Raw genomic sequence first — 19,176 nt, forward strand, 5'->3', positions numbered from 1 at the left:
ATGAAAATGAATTTTACACATTTTAATGAAAATGGAAGAGCCAGAATGGTTGATGTCAGTGAGAAAGATGAAACAAAAAGAAAAGCTGTAGCCAGAGGATATATTCAGATGGGAGCAGATACAATCAAGGCTGTAACTGAAGGAAGAATAAAAAAGGGAGATGTCCTTTCTGTAGCACAGGTAGGAGGTATATGCGGAGCTAAAAAAACATGGGATTTGATACCTATGTGCCATAATATACTTTTGACAGGGGCAGATATAAATTTTGAGGTGGCAGATGACAGAATCTGGATAGAGGCATCTGTAAAGACTACTGGGAAAACAGGAGTTGAAATGGAAGCTCTTACAGCTGTAAGTATAGCAGCTCTTACTATATATGATATGTGCAAGGCTATAGACAAGCATATGATTATAGGAGAAATTAAACTCATAAGCAAGACTGGTGGGAAAAGTGATTTTCTTCTGGAAGATAAAAAATAGAATAAAGTAAGAAATAGATTAAGTTTTAGGATTTTCTAAGTTGGAAGTTCTAAAACTTTTTTTATTGTTGAAGAAAGTAAAAAAAATAAAATGTGAATAGAATAAGTGTATTAAAGATAGAGATAAGAGATTTTAAAAAATGTCAAAAAATTAGATAAGAGATAACTTGAGAAAATATGAAATATTTAATTTAGGGAGATAAAATTTTTAGGAAGTTGAAACTATAGGTACAGTGAAAAATTTCAACAAGGGTAAGAGGTGAATTGCAATTATTGGATATTAAAAAATTAACTCTCTAAGTCTTAAAATTTTTGAGATCATGTAATTTTAAAAATGAAAATTCTAAAATTCATATTTTTTATATATTTAAAAATAACCTTAAAAACATATATGTATTGCAGTACGCCTTTGTGTATAAAAGCGAACTTTTTTATTGATGTTTTTATAACAATTATAACCTTTAATTTTGAATTAATCAACAATTAAATTTTTGATAAAAAATAATATGGTTAAAAACTAAAAGCTTTCTACAGAAGGAGTTTCCCCCAATTAAAGTTCGCTTTTATACACAAAAGAGAACTTTTTTAAAAAAGATGAATTACAAGTGATTTTAATGGAGGGGAAAGATTGTGTTAGAGAAAATAATGAAAGAAGTAAAAAGAAAGGTAAAGAAAAAAAGTCTAAATATAACAACAGCAGCTGTAATAGGATTTTTATTATCATGTCCACTGGCAATGGGAGAAGGCTTAGAAATAACTCAAGAAACAGGAGAAGAAATACTGTTTAATGAAGAAATATATGATAAGGCAACACATCCATTTGAAGAAAATACTTTTGAAAATAATGTTTATACTAATAATATGAATATAGAAGATAGTGATTCAGTAGGAAATACTGGGTGCGGTCTGTTTATTGAAATGGATGAAAATCTTGGATTGAAGATAGATAATAATGGGATAATATTAGGGAGTAGAAAAGGATACAATCAAGATGGATTTGGAGTTTGGAATTATACTTCTAAAATAGAAAAGATAAATAATAATGGAATAATACTTGGAGAAGGTCAAAGATATGGGAGAGGAATTCTTAATTATGCAACAATAAGTAGTATAGAAAATAAAGGAATAATATATGGAAATTCAGACAGCATAGCTTCTGGAGTACAAAATGAAAGTAGTGGAATTATAGGCAAAATAGATAATTCTGGTAAAATAATGGGAGTACTGGCGAACGAATCAAGGGGAATTTATAATACTAAAACTATTACTGATATGAAAAATATAGGGATAATATACGGTAATGGAAATACAGGTTTTGGAATTAAAGGTAATGGTGGAGTAATAAAAATATTAGAAAATTCAGGGTTCATAATTGGAATAGGAAATAATGGTGAAGGACATGGAATCTCAAATTATAATAATTATTCTGAAGGTCCAATAGAGAATTTGGAAAATACAGGAAAGATTATAGGAATATCAGTAAATGGTTCTGGATATGGGTTAGCAGGAATTAACTCTGGTTCAAAACCGATTACTATTATTGATAATTTAGGAATGATAATAGGAAAGGGGAAATCTTCTGGAAAAGGTTTACTTAGTGAATCAACTTCAGGAGATAAAATAAATAACTTTGGAATAATTTATGGAAATACTCATGCCATTGATACGAATACTACAGGCGAGCCAGCAGGGAATAATTATGGATTATTGTTAAATAGTACAGATTCAAAAAAAGTAATAAAACTATCAGAAGTAAAAAAAGATATTGTGAACTATGGGATAATATTTAAAGTTAAAGCTGATGGAACATATGAATTGGAAAGTGATACTTCAACAGAATATACTGGTGGTGAAGAGGTAACTGTAGATATGTTTTCTAAGAAAAGAGATATGAAAGTAGAAAATGCATCTACATCTACATCAGGAAGTGTTAGTTTTTCAGGAAACACATATGAAAACTATATCTTGAATGGAATAACAGATACTTTAAAAGTATCAGGAACAGGAAATACAATAAAAGGTTCTGTGGTAAATGCTTATACATCTGCAATAAAATTTGAGAATACAGGAGATAACTCTCTTACTATTTCTGGAAGTATTATAAATGGTGGATTAGATGATGATGGAATAGCTATCAAAGGAGACTCTAAAAACGATGAGCTTATTTTAGAAGCAGGAGAAATAGAATTCAAAAATGAAAGTGTTGAAAAAATAAATACTGTTATAAATGGAAGTATAAATTTAGGAGAGGGAGACAACAAACTTACAATCTTTGAAGGAACAGTAATAAATGGAGAAATTATAACAGGGAGTGGAAATGATACTCTTACTCTAGGAAAAGAAAATCTAAATCGCAGTGCAGAGCAGGAAGAAATAAATATTTTTAATAATATAAAAGGATTTGATGAAACATCAATTAAAGGAAATGTAACAATATTTGATAAAACTTATGTATTTAATAAAGACTTGAGTGTTGTTGAAGAAAAATTGACAGCAGAGCTTGGAGATATAACATTGGAAAATGGAAGTAACTTAATACTTAAAATAGACGATACACAGAAAGAAGGAGATAAAATTACAGGTCATGCATTGCATGGAAATACAGGAAGTATATCATCTAATGGGGGAAAACTTTTGTTGGATGTAGGGAAATTATCTGCTGGAACTATAGTAAACTTCGGTGGAACAGAATTGACTGATTCAATGAAAGGAAATGAAATAAATTACTCTTTGGATATAACATTGGACAGCCTTTCTCTTCTCCATAATATTGAAAAAATTTCAAATGAAGATATTAAAGTGACAATAAAAGGAAATCTACCTATAATGCCTTATCCAGATAATATAAATTATAATCAGTTAAATAAGATATATCAAGGAATTCTTTCAACTGATCAGGTAAAATATTTCAATATTGTGAGCAAAGAAAATCTTTCTACTTTTTTAGGATATTTAAATAATATCTATGCAGGAAATCCATACTCATACTCTTCTGAGCTTTCAAGAAAATCAACAGGAATGTTTAGAGATATTGTAACAGAGAATATCTTCAGACCAGAAACAAATAAATGGATGATACATGGGGGATTAACTCATGTAGATGGTGGAACTAAAGATACATACTATGGAAAAGGATATTACACTTATGACATAGGAAGTGCTGACATGGATGCAGATACTAAGATAACTGGAGCATATATGCTAGGTGAGTATGGAGTATCAGATACACTTACTTCTGGAGTAGTAATTGGAGGAAACAAATTAAAATCAGATCTCTCAAATGGCTCAAAAGTAGATGGAAGTGCAATGTATTTAGGAGCATATGCTAAGAAATATGTAGGAAATCTAAAAGTAACAGCAGGATTAGGATTCCAGTATGGAGACTATAATGCTGACAGATTAGCAGTAAATAAAGTAGCTTCTGAAAAAGCAGAATCAGTAATGAAATATTCAGATAACTATAACGATATAACATACGATATTTACTTAAATGGAAGATATTCTCATAATATTGGAGACAATTTATTCTTAGAGCCTTACGCAACATTATCATATATGTACATAGACCAAGATGGAGCTAATGAAGGAAGTAAAGCTCTAGCTATTGAAACTGATTCCAAATCATTTGATTATACAGTAGGAAAAGTAGGAGTAGACTTGAAAAAAGTAATACCTCATGAAAAAGGTAAAAGCACTGTATCAGCAGGGGTAAGTTATACTAAAATTTTAGATGGAGCAGAGGAAAAATATATCACAGGAAAATTCAAGAATGGATCAAACTTTGATATTCTTATAGCTCATAAAAATAAACATAGTATAGGATTAAATGCTAAATATGCTCTTGAATTAGAAAACGGAATAATCTTTGATGTAAAAGGAACTTATTCTATTGAAAGAGATTCTCATAATCAATCTGGTAAAAATAGAACTAAAGGTGAATGGATAATCGGAACAGGGTTAGGATACAAGTTTTAATTGATTTATAAAGTTTTAAGGGGGAACGATTATGAAAGAATCAGATTTTATTAAACTTTATAAAAAGAAAATAAAGACTAAAAACTATATGGAAACAAAGAAAAAAGTAGATTTATTCTGGAATGCACTTTTTAAACTGTTAAATGATGAAAAGAAGATTGTAATAAAAAATTGGGGGATTTTTGAAAAGAAAAGTGTGAAATCAAGAAAAGTAGTAGTGCCAACATGGACAGAAGCAAGGTATACCAAACCTAAAGAAATAATAAAATTTAGAGCAGGAGAGAGATTAATAAAAAAGGTAAATAAAAGTGGTGAAGCCAATGAATAAAAGATCATTAGCAAAGTTATATAGAGAAATGAGTTTAAGAACGTTGGTACTAAGTGAATCAATAAAAGAAATAGATATATTTCTTGAAACATTGGAAGAAGCCTTGCTAGTAGATGGAGAAGTTAAATTTACAAAAGTAGGAGTATTTGAAATTCTTACAAGAAAATCAAGAGTGATAGCCAATCCTGTAACAAAAGAACCAATGATGATATATCCAAAGAAAACGGTAAAATTTAGAGTATCTAAAAAAATGAAATAGCAGAATAACAAAATCAAATATTTTTAGCTGTACTTTGAATGGCAATGAAAGGTTGTTATTTGAGTACAGCTATTTTTATTTTTCAAATACTTCTTAAACTTCCAGACTCTGTACATAGATTAATATCTGTGGTACTATTTAGATATAATATTTTCAGGAGGTGAGGAAGCTGAGTATAAATAAATCTGAACTTAAACTTTTAAAAAGAATACAGGAGAAAAAATTTTTTAATCTGGAAGAGTCAGAAAAGGTATTTAATAAAAGTGAAATAAGTCTGAAAAGAAATATAGCCAACCTCAACAGCTATCTCCCTGAAGAGAAAAAAATAAAAATAATAAACAGTACTGTAACAGCAGAAATAGATTACAGAGACTACATAGATTTTGTGCATAACCTTTCCTTAAATGATTATATGATATCTCAAGAGGAAAGAGTCAACCTTATGATTGTCTATTCTTTTTTCAGTGAAATATTAAATATGACGAGCTTATATGATAATTTAGGAATCAGCCTTACTACTAAGAAGAAAGACAGTAAAGAATTAAATAATATATTGGAATCTAATGAGCTGAAATCTGAAATAGTAGCAAAGAAAGGAATAAAAGTAATAGGAAATGAAAGAAATTATCGTATCCTTATAGCTTCTATATTGTCAGATGTATTTGATCTTGATTTTGATGACAGCCTTATAAATAGAAAGGCAAATAATCCTCTTGAAAGAATGATATTCAATTATTTTATAGTTAAGGGAGCTAAGGAGATAAGCAGAGCCAAAAATATACTAAATGACTTTTTAGAGGAGAATAAATTAAGAATATCTTATTCTTCAAAGAAATTTATATATATCTATATTGCTTTGAGTCTGTACAGAATAAATAGAGAACACAGCATAGAGGATAAAACTGTAAAAAATATGGTGAAAATCAATGAGTATAACATATTGGGAGATAAATTTGAAGACAATTTTTTGAGCTATCTGGTATCTTCACTTGATTATACTATAAATTTAGAATTACTTATTAGTGAAGAGCTTGAAAATCTTACAAAGGAATTTATTGAAAAAGTACAGAGCAGAGTGATAACACAATTCTATAATTATGATCAGTTGTTTAGTGAAATATATGGCTATATTCACAAATCTTTGATAAGAAACAGTTTTAAATATAGTTTTTATGACAATAATATTGAAAATACAAAGAATGTCTATACTAGTCTGTACAATGTAGTAAAAGATTCAATAGAGACTATTGAGGAAAAGTATGAAATATACTTTACTCATCAGCAGATATCTGCCCTGACTCTTATATTCAGAAAAACTGTCATGAAGAATAAAGTACTTGGAAGAAACAGAAAGAAAATAGTGATAGTAAGTAATTCAGCAATAGAAAAGATAGATTTTTTTGTGGAGATACTTAAAATATATACTGATGTAGACATAGTTTTGAAAATAAATATAAATGAACTTTATCTGTTGAAAGATACAGAGTACGATCTGATAATAACTTTTTCAAATAGAATAAAATCTCTTCTTGAATTTAATGGCTATGAAAATATAAAGCTTAATTTTTATTTGGGAAATGAAGATGTAGAAAAACTGTTCTCATTGGGAGTTTCTACTGGAAGCAGAAAAATAAAAGTTAATGGTTTTATAGAAGAGATAAAAGGAAAGAGTGAGGAAGAGATAAAAGAGCTCTTATTAAATAAATATGAGCATTATTTCTTGAACTCATAATAAAAGGTGACTGAAAATTAATTTAACTTTTAGCCACCTTTTTATTTTAGAATATTTTATCTGTAATATTATTTATTTTTAAGTAAATCTCTAATTTCAGTAAGCAAAACTTCTTCTGCTGAAGGAGCAGGTGGTGGTGCTGGTGCTTCTTCTTTTTTCTTTTTAAAGTTGTTTATAAATTTAATAAAAACAAATATACAGAAAACAATTATTATGAAATCAAGAGTATTTTGTAAAAACATTCCATATTTCACCATAATAGGTTCTGCCCCCTGAGTTGGAGAAGGAATTGTCAGAGCAAGGGCTGAAATATCTATTTTTCCAGTTATTATACCAATTAGCGGCATAATAATATCATTAACCATACTTGAAACTATTTTTCCAAAAGCTCCTCCTATGATTACCCCAACTGCCATATCTAGTACATTTCCACGTACTGCAAACTCTTTAAATTCTTTAAAAAATCCCATAAAAAACCTCCATTTCTAACAATTATAAAATAATTATAAATATATTATATACCATATGATACTGTAAATAAAGAAAAATTCCTTTTATTTTTTAAAAATAAAAATAAATACATCATTTTTTTAAAATATAAAAAATATTTTGCAAAAAGTTATTGACATACTTTGAAAAAGATGATAATTTATACCTATGAATAAATTATGAGAGGGTATTTCAGGAGGATAAAATGAGACAAGAAGCGACTATTAACAGAAACAGCATAACAGTAAACTTTACAATAAAATATTGCAATAATGCAGAATCTCTGTTAGATAGTGATGGATTTAAAAGAATTATGACAGCATTTCTAGAAAAATTGGAAAGAAAGGAAGTTCCAGTTTATACATACATAAAAGAAAGATGCAATGCAGAGGATGATCTGCCAGAAGTAATGATAAAATTCTTCAAGCTTCTTATCGTTTTAGAAGCAGAAGAAATAGCCACATTAGATGAAAAATATGCAAGACTTTTAGAAAGCAGAGATACATTAGTAGAATTTATAGAGAGGCTCTATACTTTCTGGAGAAAATTTGAAAGATATGCAGTAGTAAGAAATACAAAAAGAGGAGAAGGATTACAAAATGTAAACTTCATTGAAGCTATAAATAATTTTAAAAATCTGATACTTAGTACATACAGACAGATAGAAGAAGCTGTGATGGGATATAAGCACAGAGTTTACAGACAATTAAGTGCTGGTATAAATGCAGGAATAATATTGAATGATACTAAAAGAAGCTGTCCCTCTGAATATTCATTTTTAGAGAAAATACCTTTTATTGAAACAATTATATTACAGCCTCCATTTATTACTTATCCAAAAAGAAATACAAGAACAGGAATATTTCAGGAAGTAAAAGAAAATCCATTTAAAGACATATGTATAAACACTGAAAACTGGTTCTGTTATCCAGCTAAAGTGGGAGATTCACTGGCTTTCATATATTTCAACAGATACTTTATGTCACAAGGGATAGCTCTATGCAACCTTTTTGAACTAGCTAGAGAAGAAGAATATATGAACAGAAGACCTGACATATTATACATCTATGGTGTAAAAGACTTTGAAAATGAAATGAAAACTGTATTCTACAATGATAAAGAAAATAACATGATGATAGGATATGCAAACTATAATGAAGATATAGATTATTTTGGATATATGAAAAAAATGATATTAACACTTCACAATATAAGAATGATAGAAAAAGGAAAACTTCCAATACATGGTGCAATGGTAAATATTGTCATGAAAAATGGAAAGACATTTAATATAGCTATCATGGGAGACAGTGGAGCTGGAAAGTCAGAAAGTCTGGAAGCATTCAGAACTCTCAGTGAGAAGTATGTAAAAGATATGAGAGTCATATTTGATGATATGGGAACATTTGTTTTGAATGAAATTACAAGCCCTAAAGCATATGGAACAGAGATAGGAGCCTTTGTAAGATTGGACGATCTTGATACTGGATATGCATACAAAGAGATAGACAGAAGTATTTTTATGAACCCAGATAAGATAAACTCAAGAATAATTATCCCAATAGCTTCATACAATGATATTATGAAGGGGTATCCTATAGATATGTTCCTTTATGCTAACAACTATGAAGAGGGAGAAGAGATAGAATTTTTCAATTCACCAGAAGAAGCAATACCAGTATTCAAAGCTGGAAAGAGAATGGCGAAAGGGACTACAAGTGAAAAAGGTTTAGTAGATTCATATTTTGCTAATCCATTTGGACCAGTACAAAATATAGGAAAAACAGATGTACTTATAGACAAATTCTTTGAAGATATGTTTAAAAAAGGTGTAAAAGTAGGTCAGATAAGAACTCAATTAGGAATAAAAGGAAATGAAAAAGATGGTCCTAAAAGAGCAGCACAGAAATTATTTGACTTAATAAAAGATTAGCTTCCTAAGATTTATTTTAAAGTATAAAAAGAGATTGATTTTTTAATCAATCTCTTTTATATTTCATTATTTATTAAAAATACATTCTATTTTTTTACCAGGAACACGACATTTGTTGCAAGAGATGCATTTTGATTTTCTAGTATCTCCCTCTTTCCATCTTTTAACTAAATCTGGTTCAGCAATAAAAGGTCTTGCCAGTGAAAAATATTCTATTGAGGAATTATTCAAAATTTCTTCCATTCCTTCTATACTTCTGTTTCCACCGACTAAAATAGTAGGTATCTGAGTATTTTGAGCTATAGTGTTAGCAAATACTTTAAAATAGCTTTCTTCTGAAGGTGAAGAGATAATTCTTGAAGGGTTGGCACCGCTTACTTCTATGAAGTCAAGCCCCATCATAGCAAGTCTTTCACAAACCCAAGAACTCTCACCAAAATTTAATCCTTCATCTTCAAAATCATCACAGTTTATTTTCATACCAACAAGAAAATCATCTCCAACTGCTTCTCTTATAGAAAGATATACATCAATCAGTATTCTTGCTCTTCCATCTACATCTCCACCATATTCATCATACCTTTTATTGTAGAAAGGATTTAAGAACTGGCTCAAAAGATATCCATGAGCAGCATGAATCTGTATACCGTCAAAACCACTGGTTTTTGCTCTTACAGCAGCATCTTTAAATTTTTCTACTAAATCACATATATCTTCCTGTGTCATTTCCACAGCTTCTATACCAGTGATAGGGTTTTTATGAGCACTAGGACCATAAATTGTTTTGCCAGAGTTTAAATTATATGCACCTTGTGAACCTCCAGCAACGATTTGAAGGAAAATATTAGCTCCATATGAATGGACTTTTTCAGTAAGAAGAGTATAGTCATCTATAAAAGAATCATCATAAACACAAAGCATATTAGGTGCAGGAAGATCATCTTCCAGTACTGATGAAAAGCTAGTGATTATATTACCTACTCCCCCTTTGGCGAGATTCTCATAAAGCTCAAAAAGTTCCTTTGTCATATGACCATTATCTGCAAGATTTTCCCAAACTGCACTTCTAAAAAGCCTGTTCTTTAAATCTAAGTTTGCAAGATTAGTTTTATCGAAAATAGTTTTCATGAAGCCACCCCTTATGTTACATTTTATTTCTTAAACATAAAATATACAGCTCCTATCATGCAGAAAAATGCATAGATATAATTTAATTTAAATTCTTGTTTCAAATATAATATAGAAAATCCTGAGAATACAATAAGAGTAATTACTTCTTGTATAATTTTCAGCTGTGCAACAGTGAAGTATTGAGATCCTATTCTGTTGGCAGGGATAGAAAAGCAATATTCGAAAAATGCTATTCCCCAGCTTGAAGCTATTGCAAATATCAAAGCACTTTTGGTATTTTTTAAATGTCCATACCATGCAAATGACATAAAAATGTTAGAAACAAACAATAGACAGATTGGTAAAATTTTCATAAATATCTTTCTCCTTTGTAAATCATAATTTTAACACAATGATTTTATAACAAAGAAGAAGAATAATCAACAAGATTTTTTTAAATAAAAATTAAATAGTTACTATATATTTGATATATGGCTATCTCAAAAAACCATATATTTAATTATATAACTTTTAGAAAAAAAAACAAGGAATTTTTATAAAAAAAACCTCTTAATATTCTGAAATAGTCAAAATGTTAAGAGGTTTTTAATTCTTGTTAAGTATTGATTAAAATATTAGTAAATCATTTATTTTATTAATTCTAAAGCTACAGGAACATTTTCCTGAACAGGTTGTTTTTTGATTATTTTATCAGCAACTTCTACTCCGATAGCTCCTATCTCAGCAGGTTTTTGTGCAACAGTAGCAGATAATTTTCCATCTTTTACAGCAGCAACAGCATCATCAGTAGCGTCAAATCCAACAACTATTACATTTTTTCTTCCAGAAGACTCAATAGCTTTTAAAGCACCTAATGCCATCTCATCATTGTGAGCGAATACAGCATTAATTTCAGGTTGAGCCTGAAGGATGTTTTCCATAACAGTAAGACCTTTAGTTCTGTCAAAATCAGCAGCCTGTTTAGCTACTACATCAAGTTTACCAACAATAGCTTTGTTGAATCCTTCTCCTCTGTCTCTTGCAGCAGTAGTTCCAGGAATACCTTCCAATTCAACAACTTTACCTTTTCCACCTAATTTTTCAACTATATAATTTCCAGCAACTTCTCCACCTAATACATTGTCAGATGCAACGTGAGAAACAACTTTTCCTCCATTGGCAGCTCTGTCAAGTGTTACAACTGGTATTTTGCTTCTGTTGGCTGCTCTTACAGAACTTACAACAGCATCAGAATCTGTAGGGTTGATAAGAAGAACATCTACACCTTTAACTAGAAGATCTTCTACATTTCCTAATTCTTTAGAAGGGTCATTTTGTGAATCAAGAACTATAAGTTCATATCCTAATTCATTAGCTTTTTTCACAGCACCTTCTTTTAATGTTACGAAGAAAGGGTTATTTTGTGTAGACACAACAAGACCAATTTTCTCTCCAGCTGCTGAAGCCGCTGAAGAAACAGCAACAAGCAGAGCTGCCACTCCAAAAACTTTTAGAAATTTTTTCATTTACACCACTCCTTATTTATTTGTTAGACTTTTTGTCTATTAATACTGCAATTAAGATAACAAGAGCTTTAATCATCATTTGATAATAAGATGAAACATCAAGAAGATTCAAAGCATTTCCCAAGACACCAATTATAATAGCCCCAAGAGCTGTTCCAGTAACTTTACCAACTCCACCAGCCAGAGACGTTCCTCCCAGTACAACAGCAGCTATTGCATCAAGTTCATACCCTGTACCTGCTGTAGGCTGTGCTGAGAAAAGTCTTGAAGTAGTTATTACTCCAGCAAGAGCAGCAAGAGCTCCACAAGTACCATATACCCATATTTTTATTACATTTACATTTATACCAGAAAGTTTTGTAGCTTCTTCATTTCCACCTATTGCATATGTATATCTACCAAATTTTGTATGAGCTAAAAGATAATGCCCACCAATAAATAGAAAGACCATTATATATATTGGGATAGGTATATTGAAAAGATAACCATCACCAATATTTTCAAAAAGCATACCTCCATCACGGACAGTGATAGGTTTTCCATCAGTGAATACAAGAGTGGCACCTCTCAGGAAAGTCATTGTTACCAGTGTAACAATAAAAGCCTGAAGCTTCATTACTGAAACCAAGAACCCATTGAAGAAACCAAAAATAGTTCCTAAAAGAAGAGTGATTATAAGGGCAAGCAGAGGATTCAGTCCGCTATTTAGAAGATAAGCCATAACTGCACCACAGAAAGCAAGGATAGAACCTACTGAAAGATCAATCCCTCCTGTAAGAATAACAAATGTCATCCCTATAGCAATTATTGAATTTATAGAAGTCTGTCTTAATACATTTAGAATGTTTGCCATAGACAAAAATCTAGGATTTAGAAAAGCCACTATTATAGAAAATATAACAAGGCCAATCAAAGGTTTATTGCTCCAAAGTTTTTTAAACATTATTTCCTCCTACTGCACATCTCATAATTTTTTCCTGTGTTGCCTCTTCTCCAGTAAATTCACCAGTTATCTTATGGTTGTGAATAACTAATATTCTATCACTAAGACCGAGAATTTCAGGCATTTCAGATGAAACTATAATGATGCTCAATCCTTTTTTCTTTAATTCATTAATGAAGTCGTATATTTCTTTTTTAGCCCCTACATCCACTCCTCTTGTAGGTTCATCTAGTATAAGAATTTTTGGATTAGTAAGCAGAGCTTTAGCAATAGCTACTTTCTGCTGATTTCCTCCACTTAGGTTTTTAATTTTCTGATCTATAGTTGGAGTTTTGATGCTGAATTTTTCTACATACTCATCAACGCTATTTTTCTCACTTTTTTTATCAATTTTAAAGAAAGTTGAAAAGAATCCTAAAGATGATATAGTCATATTTTCTTTTACACTTAGTCCCAGAACAAGTCCGTCACCTTTTCTGTCCTCTGAAACATATGCAATTCCATTAGCAATACCTTCTTTTGCTGATCTTATATTTTTTTCAGAACCATCCAGCCATACTTGTCCTGATTGTTTTTTTAGATGTCCATAGATAGTTTTTACAAGCTCACTTCTCCCAGCTCCCATCAGCCCAGATATACCAAGTATTTCACTTTCATGAAGGCTGAAAGATATATCATCTATATAGGCATTTTTAAGATTTTTCACTTTAAGTATCTCTTTTCCTTTTTTTACATTTACTCTAGGAAATTGTTCATCTAAAGTTCTTCCTACCATATTTCTGATGATGAATTCTTCATCAATATCCTTGACTTCTTTTTCACAGATAAACTTTCCATCTCTCATTATAGTTACATCATCACATATTTCAGGGATTTCTTTTAATCTATGAGAAATATATACCAGACTTTTGTGTTCTCTTGTAAGTTCTCTTATTACTTCAAAAAGACTTTCAGTTTCGCTGTCAGTAAGAGCATCTGTAGGCTCATCCATTATTATTATCTTTGCATTTTGTGATAGAGCTTTTGCTATTTCCACCATCTGCATCTTTCCAATAGTAAGGTCTTTAATCAATGTTTTTTCACTTTCTGCAACATTTAACTTATCAAGGAGAAATCTTGCTTCTTTATCCATAAGTTTAGAATCTATTTTTCCAAAACTGTTTGTTAATTCTCTTCCCAGAAAAATATTTTCTGTGATACTTAATTCAGGTATAAGGTTCAATTCCTGATGGATAACTGCTATTCCTCTTCCTTGAGAATCTGTAACGTTTTTAAAATTTACTTTTTCATTTCCCAGATAGATACTTCCACTGTCCATTTGATATATACCAGTCATTATTTTTATAAGAGTAGATTTACCAGCTCCGTTTTCTCCAAGGAGTGCCATTACTCTTCCACGATATATATTCAACTGAGCACCATTGAGAGCTTTTACTCCTGGGAAAGTTTTAACTATATCAGTCATTTTTAAAACAATTTCTTTTTCCATATCCTCTCCCTAAAATACTACTCCTGATTTCAGTATTACATTTGCATATGGAGAACATTCTCCAGTTCTGACAATAGCTTCACTGCTGTGAGTGATTTTTTTGAACTCTTCATGGGGAACAAAAATTACTTTTGGATTCATACCTGCTTCTTTAAAAGAATTCATAATAGCTTCATACATAGGCATATTTTTTTCTTTTATCTCTTCAGCAAGAATAATTTCCTCTACCTGCATTTCACTAAGTACTGGATCTAATACTTGGATAAATCCCGGAAGCCCAGCTTCAACAGCTAGATCTATTCTCTTTACTGATTGAGGGATAGGAAGCCCTGCATCACAGAGAGTGATATGTGCTGTATGTCCAATTTTTGCTATTTCATAAGATAATTCACTATTTAGTAATCTACTTTTTTTCATTCTTTTCTCCTTTGAAATTTTCTACTTCTTCAATAGTTGGTATAGATATTTGTGCTCCTTTTCTTGTAACTGTTATAGCAGAAACTTTTGTAGCAAATTCAATAGTTTCATCTAAATTATCAGCTTGAATATTTCTCACAAGTCCACCTATAAAGCTGTCACCAGCAGCAGTTGTATCTACAGCTTTTACTTTGTATGCTGTATGCATTACTGATCCTTTTTTGTTCAAGTGAAGAGAACCTTGACTTCCAAGAGTAACTATAAGTTCTTTTACTCCCATATTTAAAAGTTTGTGTGCAGCAGCTTCTATCTCTTCCAAAGTATTAGTGGGCATACCAGTTATGATTCCCAGTTCACTTTCATTAGGAATGATAATGTCGCTGTTTCTTATAATTTCATCATTTAATGGAGCAGCAGGAGCAGGATTCAATATAGTTGTCTTTCCAGCTTCCTTTGCTTTTTTCAATGCATATTCTACAGTGTCCATAGGTATCTCCAGCTGAGTAACAAGAATGTCAGCTTCATTTATAATATCCATATGTCTGTCTATGTATGCTCTGTCTACGTCCATATTTGCACCTGACACAACAAGTATTCTGTTTTGTCCATTTTCTTCAACTATTATTTTAGCTATTCCAGTAGATGAAGCAGAAGTTTCTATATATTTAGTATCAACTCTACTGTTATTCATTGATGATATAAGGTCTTTTCCAAATGAGTCATTTCCTATTTTTCCAAGCATTGTAACCTGTGTTCCTAATTTACCAATGGCAACAGCTTGATTAGCTCCCTTTCCTCCGGGTACCTGAAAGAATTCTTTTCCAAAAAGAGTTTCCCCTCCCTTTGGAGCTCTTTCGCAAATAGTTACCAAATCCATATTTATACTACCTGCAACTACAACTTTCTTCATTAAAACTCCTTTCTATTTTTTATCAAAATAGGTTCTATATATGTTTTTTTTCTTTTACTTTTATCTGTGAAAAAGAGTGAATATGTTTTTTCTCCAATTACATCAAGAGGTATCTTGCAGGAAATAACATTTATTCCAAGCACTTCAAGATATTCTATTTCTTCAAAGCATGATAATTCTATATCTTTATTTAAAGTTTTCATAGCTTTTAAAAATCCTAAAAGCATAAGGTTGTTAGAAGAAAATACTGCTGTGGCTGAAGTAGCCAAGATTTTTTTTCCAGCTTCATATCCACTTTCAAAAAGGAAATTACCTTCATAAATATTTTCTTTAGAATATGGAATATTCATATCTTCGTGAGCTTTTATGTATCCTTTTAATCTTTCTTCGGCATTGAGAGATGAAAGATCTCCAGTGATAACAGCTATATCTCTATGACCTTTGCTCAATAATTCTGTAACTACTTTGTATGCTCCTATATAGTTATCAAGAAATATGCCAGGAAGAGTATAATCTCTGATATCTCTGTCTAAAAGAAAAACAGGAATATTGTAATTAATAAGAGGGAGAAGAGGATTTTCATTATATTTTCCATTGATTAGAATGGCAATAACTCCAGCTATTCTCTGTCCAATTATATTTTTTATAGCTTTTTTTTCCAGCTCAATATCCTCAGATGTATTATAAAGAGCTATTTGATAATTGCTTTTAGCAAAATTTGCACATATTTTATTTATTAGTGAGGCAAAGAATGGATTGCTGATGTTAGGAACTAACAGAGCAATAGTGTTATTTTCCATTTTAGATAAATTTCTTGCTATAACATTTGGAGTATATCCTTTTTTATCTACAAATGCCAGGATTCTCGCCTTTGTTTCAGGGTTGATATTTTCACTTCCATTAATAGCTCTGGAAACAGTGGCTACTGAAATCCCAAGATGAGCTGCAATGTCTTTCATATTCATATAATCACCACTTGTTTTTATAGTTATGTAACCGTTTACAATAAAATATTACCCTACACTTTGTGCTTTGTCAATGATGAATGTTTAAAAAATAAAATGATATGCACTTTGAAAAAATAATTCACATTTTTTAGAAAAAAATGTTATATTATTTTAAACAAATAGAACGTAAAAAATATTCTCATTACCAGATAAGGACTTTTTATAAAAAAAGTGACTTTTAAAAGTACTCGAAAAAAAGGATTGTTTTAAATATGAATATCAGAAAACAATTATTAGAATATTGTTGTTAATTTTAAAAATATGATAGAATAGCTATATAATATATTGAAAAAATTAGTAAATACTGGAGGGGAAAATATGAAATATGAGCATAAACTTGATAGAACAATAATGTGCCCTATAGAACATGGCTTGGAAATATTTGGTGGAAAATGGAAATCAAGGATAATATGTGTTCTCTCTGGCAAGCCATTTACACGATACAGTGAAATAAGGAGAGAACTTAACAATATTACAGATGCAGTTCTGGCATCTATGCTTAAAGAACTCATAGCTGATGAAATAATAAATAGAAAACAATATGATGAGATACCGCCTAAAGTAGAATATTCATTAACTGAAAAAGGGAAATCAGTGCTTCCTATTCTGCAAAGCATTTGTGCATGGTCGAGAAATAATACTCAGGAAGAATTGGAAAGAAAACTTCCTGCCTGTAAGACTTGCCCTCATCTTTATTGAGTACTATTAAATTTATTAGTTACTAATAAATTTCCTAATATATTCATTTTTTTTATTTAAAATGTTATGCTTTAATTACCTTAAGGAACTAAATTATTTTGGAGGTAAAAAAATGAAAGCTAAAGCATTTCTTGAAATTACAATGGTGATAACAGAGGCAAATCGCCCTGCTGCTGCTAAAGTTTATAGTGACTATCGTGAACCTTTTTTAAAAGAGATAAAAGGTGCTGTATCTAAGGATTTACTTATTCGTGATGAAGATGTTCAGGTTTTACATGGATTTGACAGTATTGAAAATGCCAAAGCATATCTGGATAGTGAAATGTTTAAAAATGATGTTTTTGTTGGATTGAAACCTTTATGGAGTGCAGATCCAGAAGTTAGAATCTATATAGCAGCATAAATTTTAAATAATCTTATAATTTTATTTTTAAAAGAGAACTGGAAATTTTTTCTAAGTTCTCTTTTTTGATTGTGTATTATTATAAAGAGATAAGTTTAATGATACTACTAATTATTTTTCTATCAGTCAATATTGAAAATATATGCAAATGCATCAAAGAATAGAAAATATCAAAAAGTCAACGGCTGTACTTGAAAATTTGAGTAGATTATGATACTCTTAGTGTGTATTATATGTATTATTAATTGCTAATTATAAAAAATTTAAGAATATTTGTGAAACATAGAAATAGAAGTAAAAGAGTAGATTAAAAAGTTATATTTATCAGGGAGGTTTATTTTGGGAAATATTATAAGCGACTATCATGTACATAGTGAGTTTTCAGGAGATTCAACTCAGGATATGGAAGAAATTATTCAAAAGGCTATTTCTTTAGGGTTGCAGGAGATAGCTCTTACAGATCATTTAGAATATGATATAGAAGGAATGACTGACAGATGGGTACTGAAAGTAGATAAATATGTGAAAAGGGTATTGGAGCTGAAGGAAAAATACAAAAAAGAAATAGATGTAAAGTTAGGAGTAGAGGTAGGAGTACAGACTCATACAAGGGAATATTTAGAGGGAGTTGTAAGCAGCTATCCTTTTGATTTTGTAATAAATTCCAGTCATGCCATCAACAGAATAGACCTTGCCTTTGGAGAGATACAGGAAGGAAAAACAAAAGAAGAAGTACAGGCACTTTATTTTGATAATGTATTAAAAAATGTAGAGCTTTATGATAAATTTAATGTTTATGGACATCTGGATTTTGTAACAAGATATGGTGGACCTAAATACAGGGGATTAAATTACAAAGAAAACTTTGACAGAATTGATGCAGTTCTTAAAAAACTAATAGAAAAAGGAAAGGGAATAGAAATAAATACTTCTGGATTTAGATATAAGGAAGATAGATTTTATCCTTGTGCTGATATAGTAAAAAGATATTATGAGCTTGGAGGAGAAATACTTACTATAGGATCAGATGCCCATGTAAAAGAGTATCTAACTATGGATTTTAAACTGGTATATGACTTTATGGAAAGCATAGATAAAAAATATATTACTTCTTTTAAAGGAATGCAGCCAATTTTTAAGAAAATAAAATAATATAGAGAAGGAAGAGGTAAATAAAATGACGTATGAAGTAAGCAAAGAAGTAATGAATGAAGTGATAAAAGAATTTGCTAAAACGGCAAAAAAATTAAAAGGAGACTTGGTAGTATTTACATCAAGACTTGAAGATGAATATGTAATAAGAGATATCAAAGATTTTGAAAAGCTTAAAATAAAAAATGGCGACATGGTAGAAGCTACTGTCTATGTAGATGATGATGACGAGCTTTTTGAAGAATTTAGATTAGGAAATGGAAAAGATGATCAGGTAGTAAGAGATAAAGTACTTGATAGAAAAAAATAATATATTTTTAGCATT

19 protein-coding genes are annotated in these 19,176 nt (G+C 30.2%); 10 read left to right on the top strand and 9 right to left on the bottom strand.

Annotated elements, in window-relative coordinates; translation table 11 throughout:
- Positions 1-6: 6 nt before the first annotated feature.
- The 5 genes from moaC (at position 7) to C4N20_RS12585 (ending at position 6,773) form a co-directional block, all read left to right on the top strand.
- The gene (gene moaC / locus C4N20_RS12565) at positions 7-480 is read left to right on the top strand and encodes a cyclic pyranopterin monophosphate synthase MoaC (RefSeq protein WP_005976877.1); all 474 of its coding nucleotides are present in this window, start codon (positions 7-9) and stop codon (positions 478-480) included.
- A 629-nt stretch (positions 481-1,109) separates the two neighbouring features.
- A complete protein-coding gene (locus C4N20_RS12570) occupies positions 1,110-4,454 on the top strand; it encodes an autotransporter family protein (protein ID WP_005976879.1) in 3,345 nt (1,114 codons plus the stop codon).
- A 31-nt stretch (positions 4,455-4,485) separates the two neighbouring features.
- Positions 4,486-4,782, top strand: a complete 297-nt coding sequence (locus tag C4N20_RS12575) for an HU family DNA-binding protein (protein WP_005976882.1) — start codon at positions 4,486-4,488, stop codon at positions 4,780-4,782.
- Positions 4,775-5,041 (top strand): HU family DNA-binding protein, encoded by a 267-nt coding sequence (locus C4N20_RS12580; RefSeq protein ID WP_040490634.1) that lies wholly within the window; start codon positions 4,775-4,777, stop codon positions 5,039-5,041. The genes C4N20_RS12575 and C4N20_RS12580 overlap by 8 nt, the downstream gene beginning before the upstream one ends.
- Positions 5,042-5,201: 160 nt before the next feature.
- Complete coding sequence (locus tag C4N20_RS12585) at positions 5,202-6,773, top strand: helix-turn-helix domain-containing protein (RefSeq protein WP_005976887.1); 1,572 nt, start codon at positions 5,202-5,204, stop codon at positions 6,771-6,773.
- Positions 6,774-6,841: 68 nt separating this feature from the next.
- Here the strand turns inward: C4N20_RS12585 and mscL are convergent, their stop codons facing one another.
- Positions 6,842-7,243, bottom strand: a complete 402-nt coding sequence (gene mscL / locus C4N20_RS12590; protein WP_005976889.1) for a large-conductance mechanosensitive channel protein MscL — start codon at positions 7,241-7,243, stop codon at positions 6,842-6,844.
- 224 nt (positions 7,244-7,467) lie between these two features.
- Here mscL and C4N20_RS12595 point away from each other — a divergent pair, with 224 nt between their 5' ends.
- The gene (locus C4N20_RS12595; RefSeq protein ID WP_005976891.1) at positions 7,468-9,195 is read left to right on the top strand and encodes a hypothetical protein; all 1,728 of its coding nucleotides are present in this window, start codon (positions 7,468-7,470) and stop codon (positions 9,193-9,195) included.
- 66 nt (positions 9,196-9,261) lie between these two features.
- On the opposite strand, the gene C4N20_RS12600 is transcribed toward C4N20_RS12595, so the two are convergent.
- The 8 genes from C4N20_RS12600 to C4N20_RS12635 form a co-directional block, all read right to left on the bottom strand.
- Positions 9,262-10,323, bottom strand: coding sequence for an NADH:flavin oxidoreductase (locus C4N20_RS12600; RefSeq protein ID WP_005976893.1), 1,062 nt, complete (start codon positions 10,321-10,323; stop codon positions 9,262-9,264).
- Between the two features lie 23 nt (positions 10,324-10,346).
- Entirely contained in the window at positions 10,347-10,679 is a 333-nt protein-coding gene (locus C4N20_RS12605) for a DMT family protein (RefSeq protein WP_005976896.1), read from the bottom strand.
- Positions 10,680-10,952: 273 nt separating this feature from the next.
- Complete coding sequence (gene rbsB / locus C4N20_RS12610; RefSeq protein ID WP_005976898.1) at positions 10,953-11,831, bottom strand: ribose ABC transporter substrate-binding protein RbsB; 879 nt, start codon at positions 11,829-11,831, stop codon at positions 10,953-10,955.
- Between the two features lie 16 nt (positions 11,832-11,847).
- The gene (gene rbsC, locus C4N20_RS12615) at positions 11,848-12,774 is read right to left on the bottom strand and encodes a ribose ABC transporter permease (RefSeq protein WP_005976900.1); all 927 of its coding nucleotides are present in this window, start codon (positions 12,772-12,774) and stop codon (positions 11,848-11,850) included.
- Positions 12,767-14,263, bottom strand: a complete 1,497-nt coding sequence (rbsA, locus tag C4N20_RS12620) for a ribose ABC transporter ATP-binding protein RbsA (protein ID WP_005976902.1) — start codon at positions 14,261-14,263, stop codon at positions 12,767-12,769. The genes rbsC and rbsA overlap by 8 nt, the downstream gene beginning before the upstream one ends.
- A gap of 9 nt (positions 14,264-14,272) precedes the next feature.
- Positions 14,273-14,680, bottom strand: coding sequence for a D-ribose pyranase (gene rbsD, locus C4N20_RS12625; RefSeq protein ID WP_005976904.1), 408 nt, complete (start codon positions 14,678-14,680; stop codon positions 14,273-14,275).
- On the bottom strand, positions 14,667-15,590 hold the full coding sequence (gene rbsK, locus C4N20_RS12630; protein ID WP_005976906.1) for a ribokinase: 924 nt from the start codon (positions 15,588-15,590) through the stop codon (positions 14,667-14,669). The genes rbsD and rbsK overlap by 14 nt, the downstream gene beginning before the upstream one ends.
- Positions 15,590-16,555 (bottom strand): LacI family DNA-binding transcriptional regulator, encoded by a 966-nt coding sequence (locus C4N20_RS12635; RefSeq protein ID WP_106878592.1) that lies wholly within the window; start codon positions 16,553-16,555, stop codon positions 15,590-15,592. Before C4N20_RS12635 ends, rbsK begins: the two co-directional genes overlap by 1 nt.
- A 360-nt stretch (positions 16,556-16,915) precedes the next feature.
- On the opposite strand from C4N20_RS12635, the gene C4N20_RS12640 reads away from it, so the two are divergent.
- The 4 genes from C4N20_RS12640 to C4N20_RS12655 all read left to right on the top strand — a co-directional run bounded on the left by C4N20_RS12640 (position 16,916) and on the right by C4N20_RS12655 (position 19,161).
- Entirely contained in the window at positions 16,916-17,296 is a 381-nt protein-coding gene (locus C4N20_RS12640) for a winged helix-turn-helix transcriptional regulator (RefSeq protein ID WP_005976910.1), read from the top strand.
- 112 nt (positions 17,297-17,408) lie between these two features.
- Complete coding sequence (locus tag C4N20_RS12645) at positions 17,409-17,699, top strand: hypothetical protein (RefSeq protein WP_005976911.1); 291 nt, start codon at positions 17,409-17,411, stop codon at positions 17,697-17,699.
- 339 nt (positions 17,700-18,038) lie between these two features.
- Positions 18,039-18,851, top strand: coding sequence for a histidinol-phosphatase HisJ family protein (locus C4N20_RS12650; RefSeq protein ID WP_005976913.1), 813 nt, complete (start codon positions 18,039-18,041; stop codon positions 18,849-18,851).
- 25 nt (positions 18,852-18,876) lie between these two features.
- Entirely contained in the window at positions 18,877-19,161 is a 285-nt protein-coding gene (locus C4N20_RS12655; RefSeq protein ID WP_005976915.1) for a hypothetical protein, read from the top strand.
- Positions 19,162-19,176 lie beyond the last annotated feature (15 nt).

The organism is Fusobacterium ulcerans (genome assembly GCF_003019675.1).
In the GTDB taxonomy this organism is placed as follows: domain Bacteria; phylum Fusobacteriota; class Fusobacteriia; order Fusobacteriales; family Fusobacteriaceae; genus Fusobacterium_A; species Fusobacterium_A ulcerans.

Bases quoted from the DNA above. Each gene is read 5' to 3' on its own strand.
- moaC (WP_005976877.1), top strand. From the start codon at position 7: ATGAATTTTACACATTTTAATGAAAATGGAAGAGCCAGAATGGTTGAT.
- C4N20_RS12575 (WP_005976882.1), top strand. From the start codon at position 4,486: ATGAAAGAATCAGATTTTATTAAACTTTATAAAAAGAAAATAAAGACT.
- C4N20_RS12580 (WP_040490634.1), top strand. From the start codon at position 4,775: ATGAATAAAAGATCATTAGCAAAGTTATATAGAGAAATGAGTTTAAGA.
- mscL (WP_005976889.1), bottom strand. From the start codon at position 7,243: ATGGGATTTTTTAAAGAATTTAAAGAGTTTGCAGTACGTGGAAATGTA.
- C4N20_RS12595 (WP_005976891.1), top strand. From the start codon at position 7,468: ATGAGACAAGAAGCGACTATTAACAGAAACAGCATAACAGTAAACTTT.
- C4N20_RS12600 (WP_005976893.1), bottom strand. From the start codon at position 10,323: ATGAAAACTATTTTCGATAAAACTAATCTTGCAAACTTAGATTTAAAG.
- C4N20_RS12605 (WP_005976896.1), bottom strand. From the start codon at position 10,679: ATGAAAATTTTACCAATCTGTCTATTGTTTGTTTCTAACATTTTTATG.
- rbsB (WP_005976898.1), bottom strand. From the start codon at position 11,831: ATGAAAAAATTTCTAAAAGTTTTTGGAGTGGCAGCTCTGCTTGTTGCT.
- rbsC (WP_005976900.1), bottom strand. From the start codon at position 12,774: ATGTTTAAAAAACTTTGGAGCAATAAACCTTTGATTGGCCTTGTTATA.
- rbsA (WP_005976902.1), bottom strand. From the start codon at position 14,263: ATGGAAAAAGAAATTGTTTTAAAAATGACTGATATAGTTAAAACTTTC.
- rbsD (WP_005976904.1), bottom strand. From the start codon at position 14,680: ATGAAAAAAAGTAGATTACTAAATAGTGAATTATCTTATGAAATAGCA.
- rbsK (WP_005976906.1), bottom strand. From the start codon at position 15,590: ATGAAGAAAGTTGTAGTTGCAGGTAGTATAAATATGGATTTGGTAACT.
- C4N20_RS12635 (WP_106878592.1), bottom strand. From the start codon at position 16,555: ATGAATATGAAAGACATTGCAGCTCATCTTGGGATTTCAGTAGCCACT.
- C4N20_RS12640 (WP_005976910.1), top strand. From the start codon at position 16,916: ATGAAATATGAGCATAAACTTGATAGAACAATAATGTGCCCTATAGAA.
- C4N20_RS12645 (WP_005976911.1), top strand. From the start codon at position 17,409: ATGAAAGCTAAAGCATTTCTTGAAATTACAATGGTGATAACAGAGGCA.
- C4N20_RS12655 (WP_005976915.1), top strand. From the start codon at position 18,877: ATGACGTATGAAGTAAGCAAAGAAGTAATGAATGAAGTGATAAAAGAA.